The organism is Streptomyces sp. NBC_00335, from assembly GCF_036127095.1.
In the GTDB taxonomy this organism is placed as follows: domain Bacteria; phylum Actinomycetota; class Actinomycetes; order Streptomycetales; family Streptomycetaceae; genus Streptomyces.
The window spans coordinates 5,922,367-5,939,698 of record NZ_CP108006.1; the positions used below are offsets into that span (position 1 = coordinate 5,922,367).

Here is a 17,332-nt window from a genome sequence, read left to right on the forward strand (position 1 = left end):
TCCCTACTTGTCCCCATGGCTTGGCAAAGAGTTGCACAAGTAATCGTTAATTAGCAATTATTGCGAGGCGCTACCGGAATCAACAGTTCCGCCCTCTCCGTCCGCCCGCGCACCGGACCTCGCCGCACTGCCGGGGCTCCCGAGTACGTCCAGTACGCGGGAGCCCCGGCAGCGTGGCGAAGCACGGCACCGGACGACGCGGGCCTGACCGGCAAGATTCGAAAGAGACGGCCTGGCTTCCGTCTTGGGCCGTAGGCCCGGCCCTTTTGCCGCGCCGCGCTTACGCCGGCCTGCCGACGGGCCTTGCGCCCGTACTCGTACGTGCCCGCTGCTCCCGAGCCGCTTGCTCGGGGTGGCGGGCACGCCAGTACGGATTGTCGTGCGGCAGGGCGCTGCCCACCCGCCCGTACATCCCGAACCACATCAGCATCACGCCCACCACGAAGCTGAACAGCACGTTGGGGATGTGGAAGGCCAGGAAGTTCATCTTGGTGTCGAGCAGCGCGAGGTTCACGAACCCGCTCGCGATGAACAGCACGCCCAGCACGATGTTGAGCGTCGAGGCGAAGCTGCCGCCGATGACCATCCCGGCGAACAGCAGCAGTCCAATGCAGATCGACAGGACGCTCAGCGCACCGTTGGTGTTCAGCGCGAGGACCGTGTCCCCGCCGGTGTCGAAGAACCCGATCCGGTCGATGAGCCCCAGGATTCCGAAGGCCACGAGCAGCAGTCCGGTCAGGCCGGCGCCCACCCGGTAGACCTGGCTGAGCCGGTGATCACTGGGGAGGTGCTCGTCGAGGCTCGCGTTGACGGGGCGCATCATGCGGTGCAGGATCCCCGGGGAGTTCCGGGGTGGCGCCGCCGTCGCGTACGGCTCGTGGGCCACGTAGGGCGCGTAGTTCTCATGGGGCTCGTGGCATCCGTAGAGCGCGTGCGGCGCGTACGGCTCCTGCGGTGCGGGTGAAGCGTGGGCGGCCATGGCGCCCTCCTCTGCTCCGTTCCTGGCCCCTCCAGCATCCGCCGATGCCCGAACCCGGACAAGTGGGCCCCGGACGCGGCCCTCGGACCTGACCGCTCAGGCGTGGCCGCGCTCGGTCCGGATGTCCGTCACCACCCGCTGCACGGAGGACCGTACGGCCTCCATCTCCTGGAGGAAGGCCCAATAGTCCGGGTGGCGGTCCTCCAGCGCTGCCAGCGCCCGGGTCACCCGGGCCACCGCCTCGTCCAGCGGGCGGGCGTGCCGGTCCTCGGGGACCGTACGGCCCTCCATCGCCAGGCGCTGCGCGTCCCGGATCGCGAACCGGGTGCGCTGCACCTCAGCCTGCGGATCCCGCGCCACCGCCTCCAGCCGGGTCAGCCGGTCCTGCGCCGCCGACACCGCCTCGTCGGTGGCGTCCAGCGAAGCCCGTACCGCATCGACCAGGGCCGCTACGACCGCCCATTGCTGCTGGTCGCGCGCCCGGCCGGCCTCCGCGAGCCGGTCCTCGGCCTGCGCCACGTCCCGTACCGCCTGTTCCGGCACCTGCTGGAGGTCCTGCCAGCAGGCCGCGCTGAAGCGCCGGCGCAGCTCGCTGAGCACAGGATCCACCCGGTCCGCCCGGTTGCGCAGCGCCTGCGCCCGGGTCCTCAGGCTCACCAGCCGCCGGTCGATCTCCGCGGCCCGCTCCGGGAGCCGCGCCGCCTCGGCCCGTATCGCCTCGGCGTCGCGCAGGATCCGGTCGGCCCGCTGCACGGTCTCCTGTACCCCGTGCTGCGCGGCGCCCTGGTTCAGCTTCGTCAGCTCCGGCCCGAGCGCCGCCAGCCGGGCGGCCAGATCGTCGGCCCGGATCCCCTTGCCGCGTACGTCGTCCAGCGCCGTGCTCGCCGCGAGCAGCGCGGCCCTGGCCCGCTCCCGGGCCGGCGCCACCCGCGCCAGCTGCGTCTCGGCCCGGTCCAGCAACGGCTGCAGCCCGAGCGCGAACCGGTCGAGCTCGCCCTTGACCCGGACCAGCTCCTCCTTGGCCCGCGTCAGCTCCTCCCGGGCCCGCGTCGCGGCGGACGCCTCCAACTCCGCCCGATCGAGATCGTGCGCGTCGACGGCATTGATGTAGACGTGACTCACCTGGTCGATGCGCTGCCCGAGCGCGACGAACCCCTCACCCACCCGCCGGGCCTCCGGCGAGCCGTCCGCGGCCGCGATCGTCTCGATCGAGATCCGCAGATCCCGCTGCGCGCTGTCCAGCTCGTAGAACGCCGCCGCGGCAGCGTCCTTCGCCGCCTGCGCGTCCGCCCGCCGACTCTCGTCCCGCCCGCCGCCGAACCACCGCCGGGGTGCCGTCGTCACAGTCGCCTCTCCCGTACCCGGTCCGTCCGCAATACCCCTGCCCCGGTCCATTCTCCCCCACGGGAACGGGTTTGCGTGGGGGGTGTGCCCTGCATGTAGGCTGTCCACTCATCCACGGGTGCGTAGCTCAGGGGTAGAGCGCTGCTCTTACAAAGCAGATGTCGGCGGTTCGAAACCGTCCGCGCCCACCATGTCTGACCAGGCATCGAGCCCCGGACCATGATCGGTCCGGGGCTCTTTTTGCGCCCGATGGGAGGAAAGTGGGAGATCCACTTCTCCTGGGCGGCTAGCTGACCTGCGCGAGCGCCATCCTCTGCCCTCGCTCCCATCGGGCCTCCAACGCGTCAAGCCGCTCCTTCCGCATCTGCGGAGTCACGTGCTCGTACACGCCCTCGATGTCCCCGGTCACAGCCCAGCCCATCGTCTTGAACCTTAGGGACCGGTCCACCCGGTCCTCCTTCATCCACGTGTCGTGCGTGTGCCTGGCACCGCGCATCGTGAACTCGGGAAGGATCGGCTCCCATCCACCGCGGCCGGCGTAGCCGCGCTTCCGGGAAATGGCGTCGCGGCCGTCGGCGGCAGGCCGGAGGACGCGGCTGTAGTTCCCGCGCCGCCACCACGCCCCCTCCTTCCCAGGGGTGCTGAACACGTACTCGTGCGGCCACTCCTTCAGGTGCTCTTCCCAAAGCTGCGCGAGGAACGGCGGCAGGTCGACCTCCCGGCTCGACGTCCTGTTCTTCGGCGGCCCCAAGTACAGCCGGACCTGACCCTTGGGTTCCTTCCGGCGCTTCACCTTCCACCCCTTCTCCTGGCAGACGGCCAGGCGGGCGTCCTCCGCCGCATGCCAGCGCTTCAGGTCCCCCTCGTCGAGGGCGAACTCCACCTCGTGGAGGGCGCCGACCTTGGGGTCGATCCGGAACACGGTCCGCTCGAAGGGCTTCCCGTCGAGCTCGTCCGTGCGCTTGAGGAGGACGTTGCTGCGATGAAGCCCCGCGAGCTCGCCCCAGCGCAGGCCGGTGTAGCACGCGGTCAGGACCATCAAGCCTTCGACGCCACCCATCCGCTGGTACAGCCGGTAGGCGTCCTCGGGCTGGGCCCAGACCTCTTCGTCGTCATCTTCCTGGTGGCCGACAGCGCCTTGTTGCTGTGTCACGTCATGGACGGCGCGGTCACTCTGCCGGCGGCGGCCGTACATGGGATTGGCCAGCAGGTATCCGGCGTCAGCGGCCCCGGTGAGGATCATGCTGAGCAGGGTCAGCGCGTGGCCGACGGTGGATTGCGCACAGGTCTGCTTGTTGCCCCAGGCGCGCGCCGTGAAAATGTTGATCTCGCATAGCTTCGTCGTGCCGAAGCCAGGGATCAGATGCCGGGCAAGCAGACGTTGACGCTTGATGATGGTGGCTGGAGCTACCTTCTGGGCGGCCATCCAGATGGGCGCGAACTCTGCGAAGGGCGTCCTGGCCTTCTCGGGATCCTGCCAGCGGCCGGCGCGGATCGCCGCCTCTTGGTCCTCGCCCCAGGCTTCGGCAGCCTTCTTTGTACGGAACCCAGGCTCGGAACCCGGCGTCCCGTCTGGCCTCTTGTAGCGGGCGCGCCACGGGGTCTTCCCCGTACCGCGCTTCTCTGCATACGCCATGGCACCCCTCGGTAGTTGGTGGGCGGCCCATCCCGAGACTGCAACAGGTATGGCGGCCGGGTGACTACACCGCCCGGAGGTTTGCACGGGACACGGCAGGCTTGCGGTCCCAGTACCAAACAGACACATTCATCGCGGCCTCGAGCATGCTCGCGGCGGCGGCACTGTAGTCCTCCCTGAGGACCCAGACGACCGGGCAGTCGGGCTGATCGTCAACGACGAGTGACAGCCCACCGGGCATGGCAGCAACCCGGATCACACGGACCAACATGCGGCCCCCTCACATCACCTGACGCGGTAGCCCCCCTCGCAGGTAGGCAAACGATGTCACACAGTTAGGTGAAATGTGGAGTATCGCGTCAGAAATGGTGGTGGATCCGCTACGCCTCGTCGGCTTCGTCGCCAGCGGCGATCTGACGAAGAGCCCGCTGGATGCGGGTCCACTCCTGGAGGGCGGCACGCAGCTCGTCGGGGGCCATGTCGGCGGCTTCGCTGTCGTGCTTGAAGACCACCACTAGGCGGGACTTGGAGCCCGGCAGGGTGAGGTCGACGACTTCAGTTTCGAAGACCTGGCCGTCAGTGAGCTCGCGGGCGATCCGCAGGGGCATGCCTTCGGCGAAGCGGGGAGGGGCGGGTTCGCTCGTGCCTTCGGTGAGGATTCGGGCGGCGGTGCCCGGCTCCCACGACAGGGCCTTCTCGACCTTGCCGATCGAGGCGGGCATGCGCGTGCGCGGCCTGCCAGCTTCGAGGGACTGGATGGTCTGCCGGTTGACGCCGGCTTCGGTGGCGAGGTCGTCCTGACGGGCCAGGCCCAGGTGGTCACGCTGTGCCTTGATGGCGCGCCCGAGTCGCTTCCAGTCACGGTCCATGCGCACATGATGCCTCACGAGTAGGCAACCGCGCGTGGTCGGTTCAGGCCTTTTGACCTGCGCTTAAGGGTACGCACATGCCACCGGCGGTTGCCTTACGCGCCCTTACGCGCCTTCTCGCGCCCCCTGAGTCGATTCAAAGTCGATTGAAGTCGTTTCTTTGCTCCGAACTCCTTGCGTGAAGTCGATCCAATGTCTAACGTAAGTATCGATGAAGCCCAACGGAGTTGCGATCCGGGCAATACGGGAGAGGAGCGGCTGCGGCCTGCGGGAACTCGAACGAAGAACAGGCCTGACCAGGCCCTTCCTCTCTCGGATCGAAACCGGAGACCGCGGCGCGTCTTCCTCAACGTTGCAGCTCATCGCAACGGCACTCGCCGTCCCACTCAAGGCAATCCTCAAGGAGGACACGTGACCACGCCTCACACCGGGGTACTGCTCTCCATCGAAGAGCTTCCGCCCCTGCAGGATCACCGGCTGTACGAGGTTCACGAGGCCAGTCAGTACACCCGCGTGAGCGCTCGCTGGCTGAATCGCGCTGCGGGCGCCGACCAGATCCAGCACACCCGGCTCGGGAAGTTCAAGCGGTGGAGTGCCCAGAACATCCGCGACATCGTCGCCGGCGTTCCGCATAAGCCGGCCCACAAGAGCCGGACCAAGTCTGCCGCCTAGCTGCGGCTATGCGGCCCCGACCGCCGGGCCTTACACCGCCGGCCAGGGCCTCCCGAAGTACCGCCCCTCACTGCACCTGAATGCAGGAAGAAGAGGAACCCGATGTCCCACATCATCGCCGGTGATCCGGCTCCCACCAACCTCACCGCTCATGAGGACCTGCGGAGCGCGCTCGCGCACAGCCGGTTCCTCCAGGACCCCGAGGGCATGGCTAGCGTCGCGATCGACGCCCTCCTCGACGCCTACCGCGCCGAGGTACTGACTGAGGCGCAAGCCCGGCTCGACGAGACGTTCCGGCTGGCGCCCCTCGCCGAGCGTGCTAGCGGCATCAACTTCGCCATCGGTGTCCTGATGTCGCTGCGCGGTGAGTCCCGTGGCTGACCTCCTCCCGCTCGACACGACGTCCCCGGCCATCGCCGGGCTGACCTGCCCGCCGGACGGCCGGTACACGCCGTCGGTGGACGAGCTGGTCCGCCAGGCCGCTGCGGCCCGCGAGCTGGCTGAGCACGCCGCCAAGCGCAAGTTGGCCCCCGGCGCCTACGTGCAGCGCGGCCTCGACATCGAGTGGCATCACGAGCTCGACGACCCGGCCGTCCCGTACAGCCCGTACCTGCAGCTCGGAGGCAAGGCGTGAGCACCACAGTTGGCACGCTCGCCGTGCACCTGACGGCGGACCCCGCCGAGATCCAGGCCGGAAGTGCAGGTCAGTACACGTGGCTGCGGCTCGGCCCGGTCACCCTGCACAGCGACGGATCCAGCCCGGAGGCTCTCCGCACCATGGCTGCCGCTCTGCTGGAGCAGGCCCGCCACATGGAGTCGGCCGTCGCGCTGGTGAGTGCGGCATGACCGCCTTGCTGCCGCAGCTCGCGGATCAGGAGATGGCCGCGCTGGTCGAGGTGGAGGCGGAGTTCGCCCGCCGAGCCCAAGGCTCCAGCCCGTGGTCGGACTCCAAGTTTCTCGACGAAATCCAGGCCGTCCACGTCCGGTTCAACCGGTTCCGGCACTACCAGCAGAAGGCGGTGGCGGCATGACGACCTACCTGCATGACGGTGTCGAGTTCGATCTCGACTGCGAGTTCGTCGCGGTGACCGGCGTGATCTGGATGTGGACCGGAGGCTGGTCGCCGGCGGCTGAGCCGATGCTTCGGTCAGACGGTCCGGGTGTGGATCTGCCGCTGCCGGACGCGTACTACTACCACGGCCCGCTGATCCCGCGCCGTCCGAAGCTGAAGACGCTCATGTCGGCGGCGTTCACCAAGTCTCTGGACGCCGGCTATGTCGAGGACGTCGAGTCCTACGGCGCCCGCATCGACGCGGGGAGCCTGTGATGGGGCTGGAGATGGACCGTCACGACCGGCTGATGGCGGGAACGGCTGGGCACAACTCGCCGGAGGAGCGTGAGGCGGCTGCCGCTTACGTCGCCCGCCGCGCTGAGGGCGACGCCGACCGTGACTTCCTGATGGCCGCCCTCGGACTCGTCAGCCCGGCCCGCACCGTGGCGCTGGCCGCCGCCTCGCTCCTGCTCCTCGCCCTCGGGCACCGAATCCAGACCGGAGGCCACCATGCCTGAGCCCATCCGCATCGACATGAACGACAAGGACGGCGAGGCCTTCGGGGCGGCCTTCATGGAAGCCCTCTTCACCGGTCGGCCGCTGGTGATGTTCGACAGCGCGAACCCTGAGGCTGGTGAGGTCGGCATGGGGCTGGACCTGGACGTGGTCGAGGGCGGTGCCTCCGATGCATGAGCCGATGAGTCCGCAGCGGGAGGCGATCGTCCGCCGCGAGATGGCCGATACCACCTACGGCAACACCTGGCACATCCGCGAGAACACGGTCGAAGGAACCGACGTCTGGGAGGTCACCCACGAGGGGGCTGTTCTGGCGACGCTGCCCGCCTGGGCTGGGCACCTGGCCATGGAGATCGCCGACGCCCCGGACAACATCCGCCAGCTGTTCGCCTCAGTCGACCAACTCCGCGCCGAGCTGGCCGAGGCCACGATCAAGTTGGCGATCGCCGAGCGGCGGAACAAGGAACTGGCCAACACGCTGGTTGAGCGCGACGTCCAGATCGCCGGACTCCTCGCTGACGAGGTCGACCTCAGCGACGAGCAGGCAGGAGTCCCCGCGTGAGCCGCCTCCTCGTCGAGGTCGACGGACAGACCGTGCCTCTGACCGACTGCTTCTGGGTTCGCGCCGACAAGAACGGCTGTGCATACGGCTCGATGGTCGGCCACGCGGCGGCCACCCCGGAGCAGGCCCACCTCGAGTTCACTCCCCGAACCCGAGAGCGCGATCGCGAGGTCCGCCAGGGCTACACGATCCGGCTCCTCACCCGCGAGCAGTGGCGACAGCAAGCGCAGCCCTGCTTCCTCGGCCAGTGCAAGCACCGGAAGGCGGCAACAGCATGAGCCTCCTCGACATAGCGCGCCCCCACGGCCGTCACCGCGCGGTCGACGAGGTCCAGCGGCTCCGCTCCCAGTTGGTGCCGCTGCTGATCCTGATCTGCGACCTGTCCCGCCGGCTCGCGGTAGCGACCGCCGGGTGGGATGCGGCGAACGCGAAGGCCAACCGCCTCTCCAGCATCGAGGAGACCGCGGCCGAGGCCACGCGCCAGCTGCAAGCCCAGACCGCCGAACTCCGGGAGCTGCGGGCCTTCAAGGCCAACGCCACCGCAGTCAGCTCCCTCACCGCGCATCCGGCGGTCACGGAGACGCAGCCGATCCCGGTCCTGCCGCTGCACCTGTCGCCGCTCGCTGGCGTCAGCCCGAGCCACGTGCCGGGCTTCTGATCCCGTCCGCCGCCGGATGACCACAGGCCGACGGCGGACGCACCAACCACACGCAGGACGCCCCCGCCGCGGCGAATGCGGCAGGGGCGCACCCCAAGCATCCCAGGAGACAAGCATGTCAGTACGTCTCAGCGCCTACGACCTGCACAAGGCACTCACTCAGATCGCCCCGCATGTCAGCGACGACTTCGCCCTCCCCGTCCTCAACGCTGCACGCCTCGAGGTCGACGGCGGCAACCTCTTCGCCATTGCCACCGACCGCTTCACGATGGCCGTCGCCCGCATCGGCATCGTCGAGACCGCGACGTGGCAGGCCCACATCCCGTCCGAGCAACTGCCGACCGTCATCGCCTGGCTCGACGCTGCGGGCACCGTCACCATCACGCTCGAGGCCGCTGCGGACGGGGACCTCACTCGCCTCACATTCGACGACGGCGCAGGCGGGCTGCGGATCGACACCGACACCAGCGGCGCCAGCCATTTCCCGGACTGGCGGAAGTACGTGAGCGAGCACCTGTCGGAGCCGTCCGAGCCGATCTTGGGCAGTGGGCTCGACGCGGGCTTCCTTGCCCGATGGCGGCACGCCGGGGAGAGGTTCCGCGCCTCGCAGGCTGGCTCCCACAAGCCGCTCATCCTGATGGACGACGACGCCACGTTCATCGGCATGCAGATGCCCGTCCGATGGGAATCCGCGGGCCGAGACGAGCTAGTCGGTCAGTGGGTCCGCATCCTGGCGCCCGTCGCGGCAACCGCCTGACCATCCCCGACCGGCCGTCGAGCAGCGACCCCAACGCAGCTCCGGCCACCGGCCCTCGCTCCGCCTTCCCCGACGGGGCGAGGGCCGACCCATCCCGAAAGCAGGACCACATGCCCGTCCGACTCGGCCGCTGGGAGATCGACATCTTCCGCAGCGTCCTCCACATCCACCGCGGCCCCGACCCGCACTGCCCCGACTGCGACGGCTCCGGCGAGACCTTCCACCTCGGCATCGGCCAGGCCGACGACGAAGCCTGGGAGATCAGCGACTTCTGCAACTGCTGGAACCCCGTCGGCGCCCGCATCCGCCTCTGGCCCCGTCGCACAGAGAGGGTCCCCTTCTGATGGCCGCCATCGAGACCCCGACCGGGATCCTGCTCGGCACCTTCACCCCCGGCACCCCGGAGTGGGACGAGGCCCGCGCCGGCCTCTGCATCACCGCCACTCAGATCGCCGCGGTCATGGGCTGCTCGCCCTGGTCGAACCGCTTCCAGCTGTGGCACGCGAAGTCCGGCCTCCGAGTCCCGCCGTTCGTCGTCACTCCGCAGATCGAATGGGGCAACCGGCTGGAACCCGCGGTCGGCGCCAAGTTCGCCGACGAGCACCCCGAGATGGCGCTCGCCCCCACCGGAACCTGGCGCCACCAGGACCGGCCGTGGCAGCGGGCGACTCCCGACCTGCTCGGCAGCGAGCTCGTCGAGATCAAGACCAGCCCCGTCGCCAACGAATGGGACGAAGGGGTCCCGCTCCACTACTACTGCCAGGCCCAGTGGCAGCTCGACACCCTCGGGCTCGACGTCTGCCACGTCGCGGTTTTGATCGCCGGCCACGACTACCGCGAGTACGTCGTCGAGTACGACGCCGACGACGCCGCCACGATGCGGACCGCGGCTGAGGACTTCCTCGCCACGGTCCTCAACGGGCAGCGGCCGGCCATCGACGACAGCGAGATCACGTACAACACGATCCGCGTTCAGCCCGACCGCTACGACGTGATCGACGTCCAGATCCCGCCGGACCTCGCAGAGCTGTACGCGACCCGACGCGAGTACGCCAAGGCCGCAGACGCCGAGTACACGGAGGCCAAGTCGCTCCTGCTCGACGCCCTCGGCAACGGCCGCAACGCCGTCATCGGTGACCAGCGGATCGCCTACCGAACCGCCCGCGAAAACGGCTCGACCATCGCCCTCCAGCCCGCCCGATAGGAGTCACCATGTCCCGCCTGCAGGGCAACAGCGGCCAGCCGGCCAGCAACGAGTACGACGACGGTCCGTTCGTCTTCCAGCCCGCCACGAAGGACGGCCAGAAGGCCCGTCTGTCCATCCAGGGCCCTTCCGGGTCCGGAAAGACGTGGACTGGCCTCCAGATCGCCGCAGGCCTTGCCGAGGGCCAGCGCTTCGCGGTCATCGACACCGAGCGCGGCGCCGCCGCCCTGTACGTCAACGACATCGACGCCCAGTTCGACACCCTCCCCATGCACCGCTACGACCCCCGAGACCTGATCAAGGCACTCGCCGCAGCAGGCGCTGCCAAGTATCCGGTCGCGATGGTCGACTCGCTCAGCCACTACTGGAAGGGCACCGACGGCACCCTCGACCAGGTCGAGAAGTTCGCCAAGGCCAAGTTCGGCGGGAACACCTTCGCCGGCTGGGGGCCCGGCGGCGACCTGCAGAACGAAATGATCGAAGCCCTCATGGCCTACCCCGGCCACGTCGTCGCCACGATGCGCTCCTCCCGCAAGTGGGTCCTTGTCGAGAACGAGCGCGGCCAGAAGGCCCCTGTGGACATGGGAATGAAGGCCCAGCAGCGCAAGGACATCGAGTTCGAGTTCGGCGTCGCCGCCGAGATGAACGTCGACAACCAGCTCCGCTTCATCAAGAGCCGCTGCCCCGCGTTCCGGGGACTGGAGCTCGACCGCCCCGACGGGGCCGTCGACATCGCCAAGCCCTACCTGGAGTGGCTGCGGTCCGGTGCCAAGGAGATCGACACCGGCGCGTGGATCGACGCGGCCAGCGCCGAGGACGCCACCCCGGCCAGCCTCTTGGCCCTGTACCGCGAAGTCGAAGCGGCCAGCGCGCTCGCCACCCCGCTCATGCACCCCGAGTCCGGACAGCCGACCAGCCTCGGCGACTACATCCGGATGCGCGGCGCCGCCCTCAAGGCCGCCGCCCAGCAGTAGCAGTTCGGGCGGCTCTCGCCCGAAACGAGAGCCGCCCACCCCAGTGAACCGCACGCGAGAGGACTCACGCCATGCCCCGTCAACTCACCCTCGCCGAACGCCTCGCCACCGCCGAGAAGGACATCCAACTGGCCACGATCCGCCAGCAGTCCAGCTGGGACGCGTTCATCGTCCAGCAGGCCGTCCTCCACTTCGGCGAGATCGCCACCACCTTCTCCTGCAACGACATCCGCCACCTCCTCCCCGAGATGGGCCGCGGCTTCGTCGGCGCCGCCATCAACGGCCTGAGCCACGGCGGAATCATCGAGAAGACGGGCGACCGAGTCCCCTCCGACCTGCCCAGCACCAAGGCCCACGAGATCCGCGTCTGGCGACTCACCGGCCGCGGCCACGAGATAGCCGCGAAGCGCCGTGACCGCCGACGGGAGGCTGCGTGATGGAAACCCTCATCGACCTCGCCATCGTCGTCTTCGTCTTCACCGCCGCCTGGGTCATCCGCCGGCTCACCCGCGACGACGACACCCAGCAGCCGGCCACGAGGGTCTCGCCCCGCCAGCAATTCCTCGCTGACCTCGCCGCCTACCGGGCCCTCCGCGACAACGGCATCGAGCAACAGCCAGGTGACCCGTACAGCGACACCCGCATCGAAGCCGAGCTCCTCTTCATCCCCACCCAGCGCCAGCCCAGGAAGGAACAGCCGTGAAGCAGTCAACTCCCCAACACGGACAGCGAGCCTGCTACCTGCGTGGCTGCCGCCTCTCCGAATGCGAGGCCGACAACTACCGCTACATGGCCCGGCTCCGCCTCGACCACTACGAGGGCAACCGGCGTCGTACTGACGCGGCCCCGGCCTCCCGGCACGTCAAGAAGCTGGTGGCCTCGACCTGGAGCCAGGGGCAGATCGCCCGCGCCACAGGAGTCGCACGGCGAACGATCGGCGCGCTGGTCACTGGCGCCCACAAGACGATCAGCCGGGACACCGAACGACGGATCCTGTCCATCCCGGTACAGCCCCCGATCGAAGCTCCGCGAGACGTCGATGCGGCTGGCACTGCCCGACGAATCCGCGCCCTGATCTTCATGGGGCACAACGGCACTGCCATTGCCGCTCGGGTCGGCCTGCACCGCGATGCACTCAACCGGATCGCCCGAGGGGAACTGCCCTCCGTCCGTGCCTCGACCGCCGAGCAGGTCGCAGTCGTGTACCGGCAGCTCAGCCGAGTGCCGGGAACCTCGATCAGGGCCCGGAACCTTGCAACGGCGAACGGCTGGTCTGGGCCCCTGGCCTGGGACGAAACGACGATCGACGACCCGGCCGCTCTGCCCGAGGTCGACGAGCCGTACACGCCGCCGGCCAAGAACGGCCGCGACTCCATGCGTATGGCCGAGCTCGAACACCTTCTTGCGCTTGGGGAATCGGAGTCGGCCATCGCCAAGCAGATGGGCGCCAGCGAGGCCTACATCCACGACCTGGCCGTCGTGCTCCGCAACCAGAAGAAGACCGCCACCTACGACGACATGCGAAAGGCCGCCTGATGTCCACCGGAGCAAACAAGAAGGCCCGCACCGCTACGCACCGGCCGGCTACCAGGCGCCGCAACTTCCGGCACGACGACCTCACCGCCGTCGACCTGTTCTCCGGCTTCGGCGGCCTCACCAAGGGTATCCAGATGGCCGGGTTCACCACGATCATGGCCGCCAACCACAACAGCTACAAGGTCGAAGTCCACGAGGCGAACCACCCCGACGCCGAGCACTGGATCGCGGACCTGGTCGACCCTGAGGCCGCGGACTACCACTCGGCCCGTGACCTCCCCGCCGCCGATCTCCTGGTGGCTGGCGTGAGCTGCGTGAACCACTCCCAGGCCAACACCATCAAGGCCTACGAGCAGGGCGCGACGCTGTTCGACTACGACGACCCCGACTACGAGGCGCGGGTCACCAAGTCCGAGCGGGACCGAGCGACCGCGAACTGCGTCCTGCACTACGCCGCCCAGCACCACCCCCGGCTGATCCTCGTCGAGTGCACCACCGAACTCACATCCTGGGGACCCGCAGTCCAGGGCCGCGCCAAGGTCGGAGACGGCACCACCTACCGCTGGTGGCTCAAGCAGTTCGAGCTCCTCAACTACCGGCACAAGGTGCTGTACCTGAACTCGCAGTTCTTCGGCGTGCCGCAGTCCCGCGACCGGCTGTACATCGCCTTCTGGGACAAGGCTCTGCCCGCCCCCGACCTCGAACACCGGCCGGTGTCGCGCTGCCACCACTGCGACAAGGACGTCGAAGCGGTGTGGACCTGGCGCACAGGGGTCCCGCCGACCGGGTCGGTCCGCTACGGCAAGCAGTACGAATACCGGTGCCCCAGCTGCCGCCGACCGGTCGTCCCGCCGATGACGCCCTCGCTGGCCGCACTCGACCTGACCACCCTCGGCACCCGCATCGGTGACCGGGCGAAGTCGCTGGCGCCCGCGACGATGGCCCGCGCGGAGCGCTGCCGTCAGCGGTTCGCCGAGTTCCCCGCGGTCCTCATGCCGGCGAAGTCCGTGCACGGTTCGGAGAGACACCCGTGGCAGCCGATGGCCACGCAGACCAGCCAGCAGGAGACATCGATCCTGTCGACCGGCCTGTTCGCCCCGCCGATCGCGCTTGCGGTCGACAACTACCAAGGCAGCCCGCGCGGCGCGAACAGCCCACTGCCCACCCAGGTCGGGTCGGAGACGCTCGCCGTTGTGTCGTCCGGAGTCGTTCCGTTCCGGAAGAACACCCTCGCCGCGATGCACAGCCAGGCCATGCCGACAGTCACCTCGGATCAGATTCCGGGCCTGCTCACGGCCGCCGGCTGGTTCAAGCAGAACGGGCCCACGGGGAACGAGACGGCCCCGCACCCGCTCACCGACCCGCTCGGAACCCTCACGGCCCGGGACACGACAGCACTGCTCATGGCTAACTGGCGGGCCGCGCTCTCCGAGATGCCGCTTGAGGACTGCTACTTCCGAATGATGGCCGCGCACGAGGTAGGCCGCGGTTGTGGCTTCGACGTCGATTTCGCCGGCTACAGCGGCACCTTCACCGTCTGGGGCACCGCTCGGAACCAGGTCGACGGTTTCGGCAACGCCGTATCCCCGCAGGTCGGCGAGTGGATCGGAACGCGGCTCCGAGCCGTCATCCACACCCGCCAGGACAACGGCCCAGAACTCGCCACCGCCGCGGCCTAGCCAACCACCACCCGCACCAGCCAGAGAGAAGACGACGCCGTGAGCAAAGAGGCCATGGACTGGGCGCTTGAGTACGCCCCGCCAATGCCGTCTCAGCTGGTCGCCACGCTGAGCGGTCTCGCTCGGCACGCTGACAGCAAGGGCCGCGGCGCCTACCCCTCCGTTGGCCGGCTCGCCGCGTACACCTGCAAGTCCGAACGGTCCGTGGAGCGGGATCTCGGCGAGCTCCGCAAGCTCGGATTGATCTGGCTCGGCGACCAGGCGAAGGCCGCGCACCTGCCCGAGGGAAAGCGTCCGAGGGTGTACGACCTGGCCCTCGAAACGGTCGTCCCGGGCGGTCGAGCAGGACGCGATGAGGCGACGCGGGCGTCACGGGTGACGCTGACGTCATCCCGCCGCAGGGGCGGGAAGAAGAAGCCCAGCTCAGACGCCTTCCCGGACCCGGGAACGGGTGACGTCCACGTCACCCCTGACGTGGACGTCACCCCTGACGTCCACGTCGCTGATGGGGTGACGTCCACGTCGCTGGAGGGGCGACGCCCACGTCACCCAAACCAAAAGAAGAACCTAAGTACTGAAGGGGGGAGCGCGCGCGTGCCGTCGGCAGCCTCTGCGGCACCGCACGACGACAGCGCTCTGGCCCCCATCGACGAGTTCGGTTTCAAGATCAGCGACGAGATGCGGCGCTGGGCCAAGCGCGACGGCTACAGCGACCTCGTCGACATCGACTACTCCACCGCGCAGTTCCTCGACCACTACCGCTCCACCGGCGCGCAACGGCACTCCTGGCCGGCCGCCTGGCAGAAGTGGATCCGCGAGGACGCCAACCGCGAAGCCAAGCGCCGACAGCGCCCCAACCTCCGCGCCGTATCGGGCGAGTCCTATGCAGACAAGGGGATCTACTAGTGACCATCGAGCTCGCACCGCCCACCGACACCTTCGAACGTGTCCCGCCGCAGGACGAGTACGCCGAACTGTTCGTCCTCGCTGCGTGCCTGCAAGGAGCCCAGGCCCTCACGACCGCTCTGGAGATCCTCACCCCGGCCGCCTTCTACCGCCCGATCAACGCCACCGTCTTCCGGGCCATGGCCGACATGCGGGCCGACGGCAAGAGGGCCATCGACCCGATCACCGTGAACAAGCACCTCGCCGACGCCGGCGACCTCGGATCCGTCGGCGGACCCGGCTACGTCTTCTGGATCATGCAGCAGTGCCCCTACGCCACGAACCCCGGCGACTACGCCGAGGTCGTCCACGACCGGGCCCTGCGCCGCGACCTCATCAAGCACGGTGCCAACCTCGTCGAGAGGGGCTATCAGACCGAGACCGCCACCGCCGACCTCGTCGAGAAGGCCGTCACCGCCGCCCGGGAACTCCGCGACCAGGGCATGGCGGCCGAGGAGCTGCCCACCGAGGACATCCTCGACTTCGTCGAGCACGAGGACACGTTCAACTGGATCGTCCCCGGACTCCTCGAGCGCATGGACCGGCTGATCCTCACCGCGTCCGAAGGCGGCGGCAAGTCCACCCTCCTCCGCCAGATGTCAGTCACCCTCGCCGCCGGTATCCACCCGTTTCGCACCTGGGAGACCATCGAGCCGGTCAAGGTGCTCACCCTTGACTGCGAGAACTCGGCTGCCTCCTCGCGCCGCAAGTTCCGCCCCCTCCTCGCAGCCGCCGCGAAGATCGAGCAAAGCGTCCGGCGAGGCATGTTCCACATCGAGTGCCGCCCGGAAGGCCTCGACCTCACCCAACCCCGCGACCGCGCCTGGATGATGCGCCGCGTCGAAAAGATCAAGCCCGAAGTCCTGATCATCGGCCCCGTCTACCGGCTGCACGCCGGCGACCCGAACAGCGAAGAGCTCGCCCGCAAGGTGTCCGTCGTCATCGACGAGGCCCGCGCCACCGCCGGATGCGCCGTCCTCCTCGAAGCCCACGCCCCCCACCACAACGGCATGGGACAACACCGCAACCTCCGCCCCCTCGGCAGTTCCCTCTGGATGCGCTGGCCCGAGTTCGGCTTCGGCCTCCGCCCCGTCGAAGACGAAAAGTCCGCCGCCAACACCGAAGGCTGCCGCGGCCGACGTGTCGTCCCCTGGCGCGGCATGCGCGACGAGCGCGACTGGCCCGCCTTCATCCGCCAAGGCGAGAACTGGCCCTGGGAGACCTACACCCCGATGGACGCCGACCAGTTCACCGGCTACTCCCCGACAGGAGCGATCTGGTGACCGACACCTGCCCGAACTGCCTCGAGCGCGGCATAGCCCCGATCGCATCCCGCCACCGCGGCCAGCACCTCGCCCACGGCTACCGCTGCCCCTGCTGCCGCCATCAGTGGGCCGTCGGCCGCCTCGCCACCGTCTACCCCACCCAAACCCACACCCAGATCCGAAAGGCCGCCTGATGGACGTCAATCCGCTACCCCGCCTCGGCTACTGCCCCGCCTGCTCCGATGAGGTCCGCGTCCGCGCCGACGGCACCCTGTTCAAGCACTCCAGCCCCGGCTGGCCCTGCTGCCCCGGCAGCCGTCGCCCCGTCGGCCTGCTGGAGCCCACCTTCGTCCGCTGGCTGCACGCCAACGCCGCCCGCAAGGACGCCTACACCAACCGGGTCACCCACCTCGCCCAGCACAAGTTCCGCGGCTGCACCCGCAGCCCCAACCGGACGCCGGCCGACATGACGTGGACGACCGCCGAGGAGCTGCACGATGAGCTGCACCGGCAGCAAGTCCGACTCACCGGCTCTGAGAACCGGTCCGGGTACGGCGGCACGGAGCGCTGCGACTGGGTCTGCCGCGACGTCACCACCGCCAGCCGCATCTACGCCGAGCTGGCCGCCGCATGACCGCACCCGGCACCCCCTGCCACGACGACGGCCAGCCCACCGACGTCCACG

General features: G+C 69.0%; 28 protein-coding genes and 1 tRNA gene. 25 read left to right on the forward strand and 4 right to left on the reverse strand.

Annotation, left to right across the window (positions count from 1 at the left end):
- Positions 1-280: 280 nt before the first annotated feature.
- Positions 281-823 (reverse strand): DUF4383 domain-containing protein, encoded by a 543-nt coding sequence (locus tag OHA37_RS26710; RefSeq protein WP_266913115.1) that lies wholly within the window; start codon positions 821-823, stop codon positions 281-283.
- Positions 824-1,075: 252 nt separating this feature from the next.
- A complete protein-coding gene (locus OHA37_RS26715; RefSeq protein ID WP_266909099.1) occupies positions 1,076-2,323 on the reverse strand; it encodes a hypothetical protein in 1,248 nt (415 codons plus the stop codon).
- 116 nt (positions 2,324-2,439) lie between these two features.
- Here OHA37_RS26715 and OHA37_RS26720 point away from each other — a divergent pair.
- Positions 2,440-2,514, forward strand: a tRNA-Val gene (locus tag OHA37_RS26720).
- A gap of 95 nt (positions 2,515-2,609) precedes the next feature.
- On the opposite strand, the gene OHA37_RS26725 is transcribed toward OHA37_RS26720, so the two are convergent.
- Together OHA37_RS26725 and OHA37_RS26730 are read right to left on the reverse strand one after the other, a co-directional pair.
- Entirely contained in the window at positions 2,610-3,959 is a 1,350-nt protein-coding gene (locus tag OHA37_RS26725; RefSeq protein WP_266909100.1) for a hypothetical protein, read from the reverse strand.
- 380 nt (positions 3,960-4,339) lie between these two features.
- On the reverse strand, positions 4,340-4,828 hold the full coding sequence (locus OHA37_RS26730; RefSeq protein WP_266909101.1) for a helix-turn-helix transcriptional regulator: 489 nt from the start codon (positions 4,826-4,828) through the stop codon (positions 4,340-4,342).
- Positions 4,829-5,039: 211 nt separating this feature from the next.
- Here OHA37_RS26730 and OHA37_RS26735 point away from each other — a divergent pair, with 211 nt between their 5' ends.
- The 24 genes from OHA37_RS26735 to OHA37_RS26850 all read left to right on the forward strand — a co-directional run bounded on the left by OHA37_RS26735 (position 5,040) and on the right by OHA37_RS26850 (position 17,281).
- Positions 5,040-5,243 carry a helix-turn-helix domain-containing protein gene (locus tag OHA37_RS26735; RefSeq protein ID WP_266909102.1) on the forward strand — a complete coding sequence of 68 codons (204 nt, stop codon included), beginning with the start codon at positions 5,040-5,042 and terminating at the stop codon, positions 5,241-5,243.
- Positions 5,240-5,500 carry a hypothetical protein gene (locus OHA37_RS26740; protein WP_266909103.1) on the forward strand — a complete coding sequence of 87 codons (261 nt, stop codon included), beginning with the start codon at positions 5,240-5,242 and terminating at the stop codon, positions 5,498-5,500. Before OHA37_RS26735 ends, OHA37_RS26740 begins: the two co-directional genes overlap by 4 nt.
- Positions 5,501-5,602: 102 nt before the next feature.
- Positions 5,603-5,881 carry a hypothetical protein gene (locus OHA37_RS26745; protein ID WP_266909104.1) on the forward strand — a complete coding sequence of 93 codons (279 nt, stop codon included), beginning with the start codon at positions 5,603-5,605 and terminating at the stop codon, positions 5,879-5,881.
- Positions 5,874-6,134, forward strand: a complete 261-nt coding sequence (locus OHA37_RS26750) for a hypothetical protein (protein ID WP_266909105.1) — start codon at positions 5,874-5,876, stop codon at positions 6,132-6,134. The genes OHA37_RS26745 and OHA37_RS26750 overlap by 8 nt, the downstream gene beginning before the upstream one ends.
- Complete coding sequence (locus OHA37_RS26755) at positions 6,131-6,346, forward strand: hypothetical protein (RefSeq protein ID WP_266909106.1); 216 nt, start codon at positions 6,131-6,133, stop codon at positions 6,344-6,346. Before OHA37_RS26750 ends, OHA37_RS26755 begins: the two co-directional genes overlap by 4 nt.
- Positions 6,343-6,531: a hypothetical protein gene (locus OHA37_RS26760; protein WP_266909107.1), complete on the forward strand. Its 189-nt coding sequence runs from the start codon at positions 6,343-6,345 to the stop codon at positions 6,529-6,531. The genes OHA37_RS26755 and OHA37_RS26760 overlap by 4 nt, the downstream gene beginning before the upstream one ends.
- The gene (locus tag OHA37_RS26765) at positions 6,528-6,827 is read left to right on the forward strand and encodes a phiSA1p31-related protein (protein ID WP_266909108.1); all 300 of its coding nucleotides are present in this window, start codon (positions 6,528-6,530) and stop codon (positions 6,825-6,827) included. The genes OHA37_RS26760 and OHA37_RS26765 overlap by 4 nt, the downstream gene beginning before the upstream one ends.
- Complete coding sequence (locus tag OHA37_RS26770) at positions 6,827-7,069, forward strand: hypothetical protein (RefSeq protein ID WP_266909109.1); 243 nt, start codon at positions 6,827-6,829, stop codon at positions 7,067-7,069. Before OHA37_RS26765 ends, OHA37_RS26770 begins: the two co-directional genes overlap by 1 nt.
- Positions 7,062-7,244 (forward strand): hypothetical protein, encoded by a 183-nt coding sequence (locus OHA37_RS26775; RefSeq protein WP_266909110.1) that lies wholly within the window; start codon positions 7,062-7,064, stop codon positions 7,242-7,244. Before OHA37_RS26770 ends, OHA37_RS26775 begins: the two co-directional genes overlap by 8 nt.
- Positions 7,245-7,248: 4 nt before the next feature.
- Complete coding sequence (locus OHA37_RS26780; RefSeq protein WP_266909111.1) at positions 7,249-7,629, forward strand: hypothetical protein; 381 nt, start codon at positions 7,249-7,251, stop codon at positions 7,627-7,629.
- A complete protein-coding gene (locus OHA37_RS26785) occupies positions 7,626-7,907 on the forward strand; it encodes a hypothetical protein (protein ID WP_266909112.1) in 282 nt (93 codons plus the stop codon). Before OHA37_RS26780 ends, OHA37_RS26785 begins: the two co-directional genes overlap by 4 nt.
- On the forward strand, positions 7,904-8,287 hold the full coding sequence (locus OHA37_RS26790) for a hypothetical protein (RefSeq protein WP_266909113.1): 384 nt from the start codon (positions 7,904-7,906) through the stop codon (positions 8,285-8,287). The genes OHA37_RS26785 and OHA37_RS26790 overlap by 4 nt, the downstream gene beginning before the upstream one ends.
- A 115-nt stretch (positions 8,288-8,402) precedes the next feature.
- The gene (locus OHA37_RS26795; RefSeq protein ID WP_266909114.1) at positions 8,403-9,044 is read left to right on the forward strand and encodes a hypothetical protein; all 642 of its coding nucleotides are present in this window, start codon (positions 8,403-8,405) and stop codon (positions 9,042-9,044) included.
- A 110-nt stretch (positions 9,045-9,154) separates the two neighbouring features.
- Complete coding sequence (locus OHA37_RS26800) at positions 9,155-9,388, forward strand: hypothetical protein (protein WP_266909115.1); 234 nt, start codon at positions 9,155-9,157, stop codon at positions 9,386-9,388.
- Positions 9,388-10,248: a YqaJ viral recombinase family nuclease gene (locus OHA37_RS26805; protein ID WP_266909116.1), complete on the forward strand. Its 861-nt coding sequence runs from the start codon at positions 9,388-9,390 to the stop codon at positions 10,246-10,248. The genes OHA37_RS26800 and OHA37_RS26805 overlap by 1 nt, the downstream gene beginning before the upstream one ends.
- Before the next feature lie 8 nt (positions 10,249-10,256).
- Positions 10,257-11,222, forward strand: coding sequence for an AAA family ATPase (locus tag OHA37_RS26810; RefSeq protein ID WP_266909117.1), 966 nt, complete (start codon positions 10,257-10,259; stop codon positions 11,220-11,222).
- Positions 11,223-11,293: 71 nt separating this feature from the next.
- On the forward strand, positions 11,294-11,659 hold the full coding sequence (locus OHA37_RS26815; RefSeq protein WP_266909118.1) for a hypothetical protein: 366 nt from the start codon (positions 11,294-11,296) through the stop codon (positions 11,657-11,659).
- Positions 11,656-11,925, forward strand: coding sequence for a hypothetical protein (locus OHA37_RS26820; RefSeq protein WP_266909119.1), 270 nt, complete (start codon positions 11,656-11,658; stop codon positions 11,923-11,925). The genes OHA37_RS26815 and OHA37_RS26820 overlap by 4 nt, the downstream gene beginning before the upstream one ends.
- Positions 11,922-12,758: a hypothetical protein gene (locus OHA37_RS26825; RefSeq protein ID WP_266909120.1), complete on the forward strand. Its 837-nt coding sequence runs from the start codon at positions 11,922-11,924 to the stop codon at positions 12,756-12,758. The genes OHA37_RS26820 and OHA37_RS26825 overlap by 4 nt, the downstream gene beginning before the upstream one ends.
- On the forward strand, positions 12,758-14,437 hold the full coding sequence (locus OHA37_RS26830) for a DNA cytosine methyltransferase (RefSeq protein ID WP_266909121.1): 1,680 nt from the start codon (positions 12,758-12,760) through the stop codon (positions 14,435-14,437). The genes OHA37_RS26825 and OHA37_RS26830 overlap by 1 nt, the downstream gene beginning before the upstream one ends.
- An 84-nt stretch (positions 14,438-14,521) precedes the next feature.
- Positions 14,522-15,343 (forward strand): helix-turn-helix domain-containing protein, encoded by an 822-nt coding sequence (locus OHA37_RS26835; protein ID WP_266909122.1) that lies wholly within the window; start codon positions 14,522-14,524, stop codon positions 15,341-15,343.
- Entirely contained in the window at positions 15,343-16,665 is a 1,323-nt protein-coding gene (locus OHA37_RS26840; RefSeq protein WP_266909123.1) for an AAA family ATPase, read from the forward strand. Before OHA37_RS26835 ends, OHA37_RS26840 begins: the two co-directional genes overlap by 1 nt.
- Entirely contained in the window at positions 16,662-16,841 is a 180-nt protein-coding gene (locus OHA37_RS26845; RefSeq protein ID WP_266909124.1) for a hypothetical protein, read from the forward strand. Before OHA37_RS26840 ends, OHA37_RS26845 begins: the two co-directional genes overlap by 4 nt.
- On the forward strand, positions 16,841-17,281 hold the full coding sequence (locus OHA37_RS26850) for a hypothetical protein (protein WP_266909125.1): 441 nt from the start codon (positions 16,841-16,843) through the stop codon (positions 17,279-17,281). Before OHA37_RS26845 ends, OHA37_RS26850 begins: the two co-directional genes overlap by 1 nt.
- Positions 17,282-17,332: the final 51 nt, after the last annotated feature.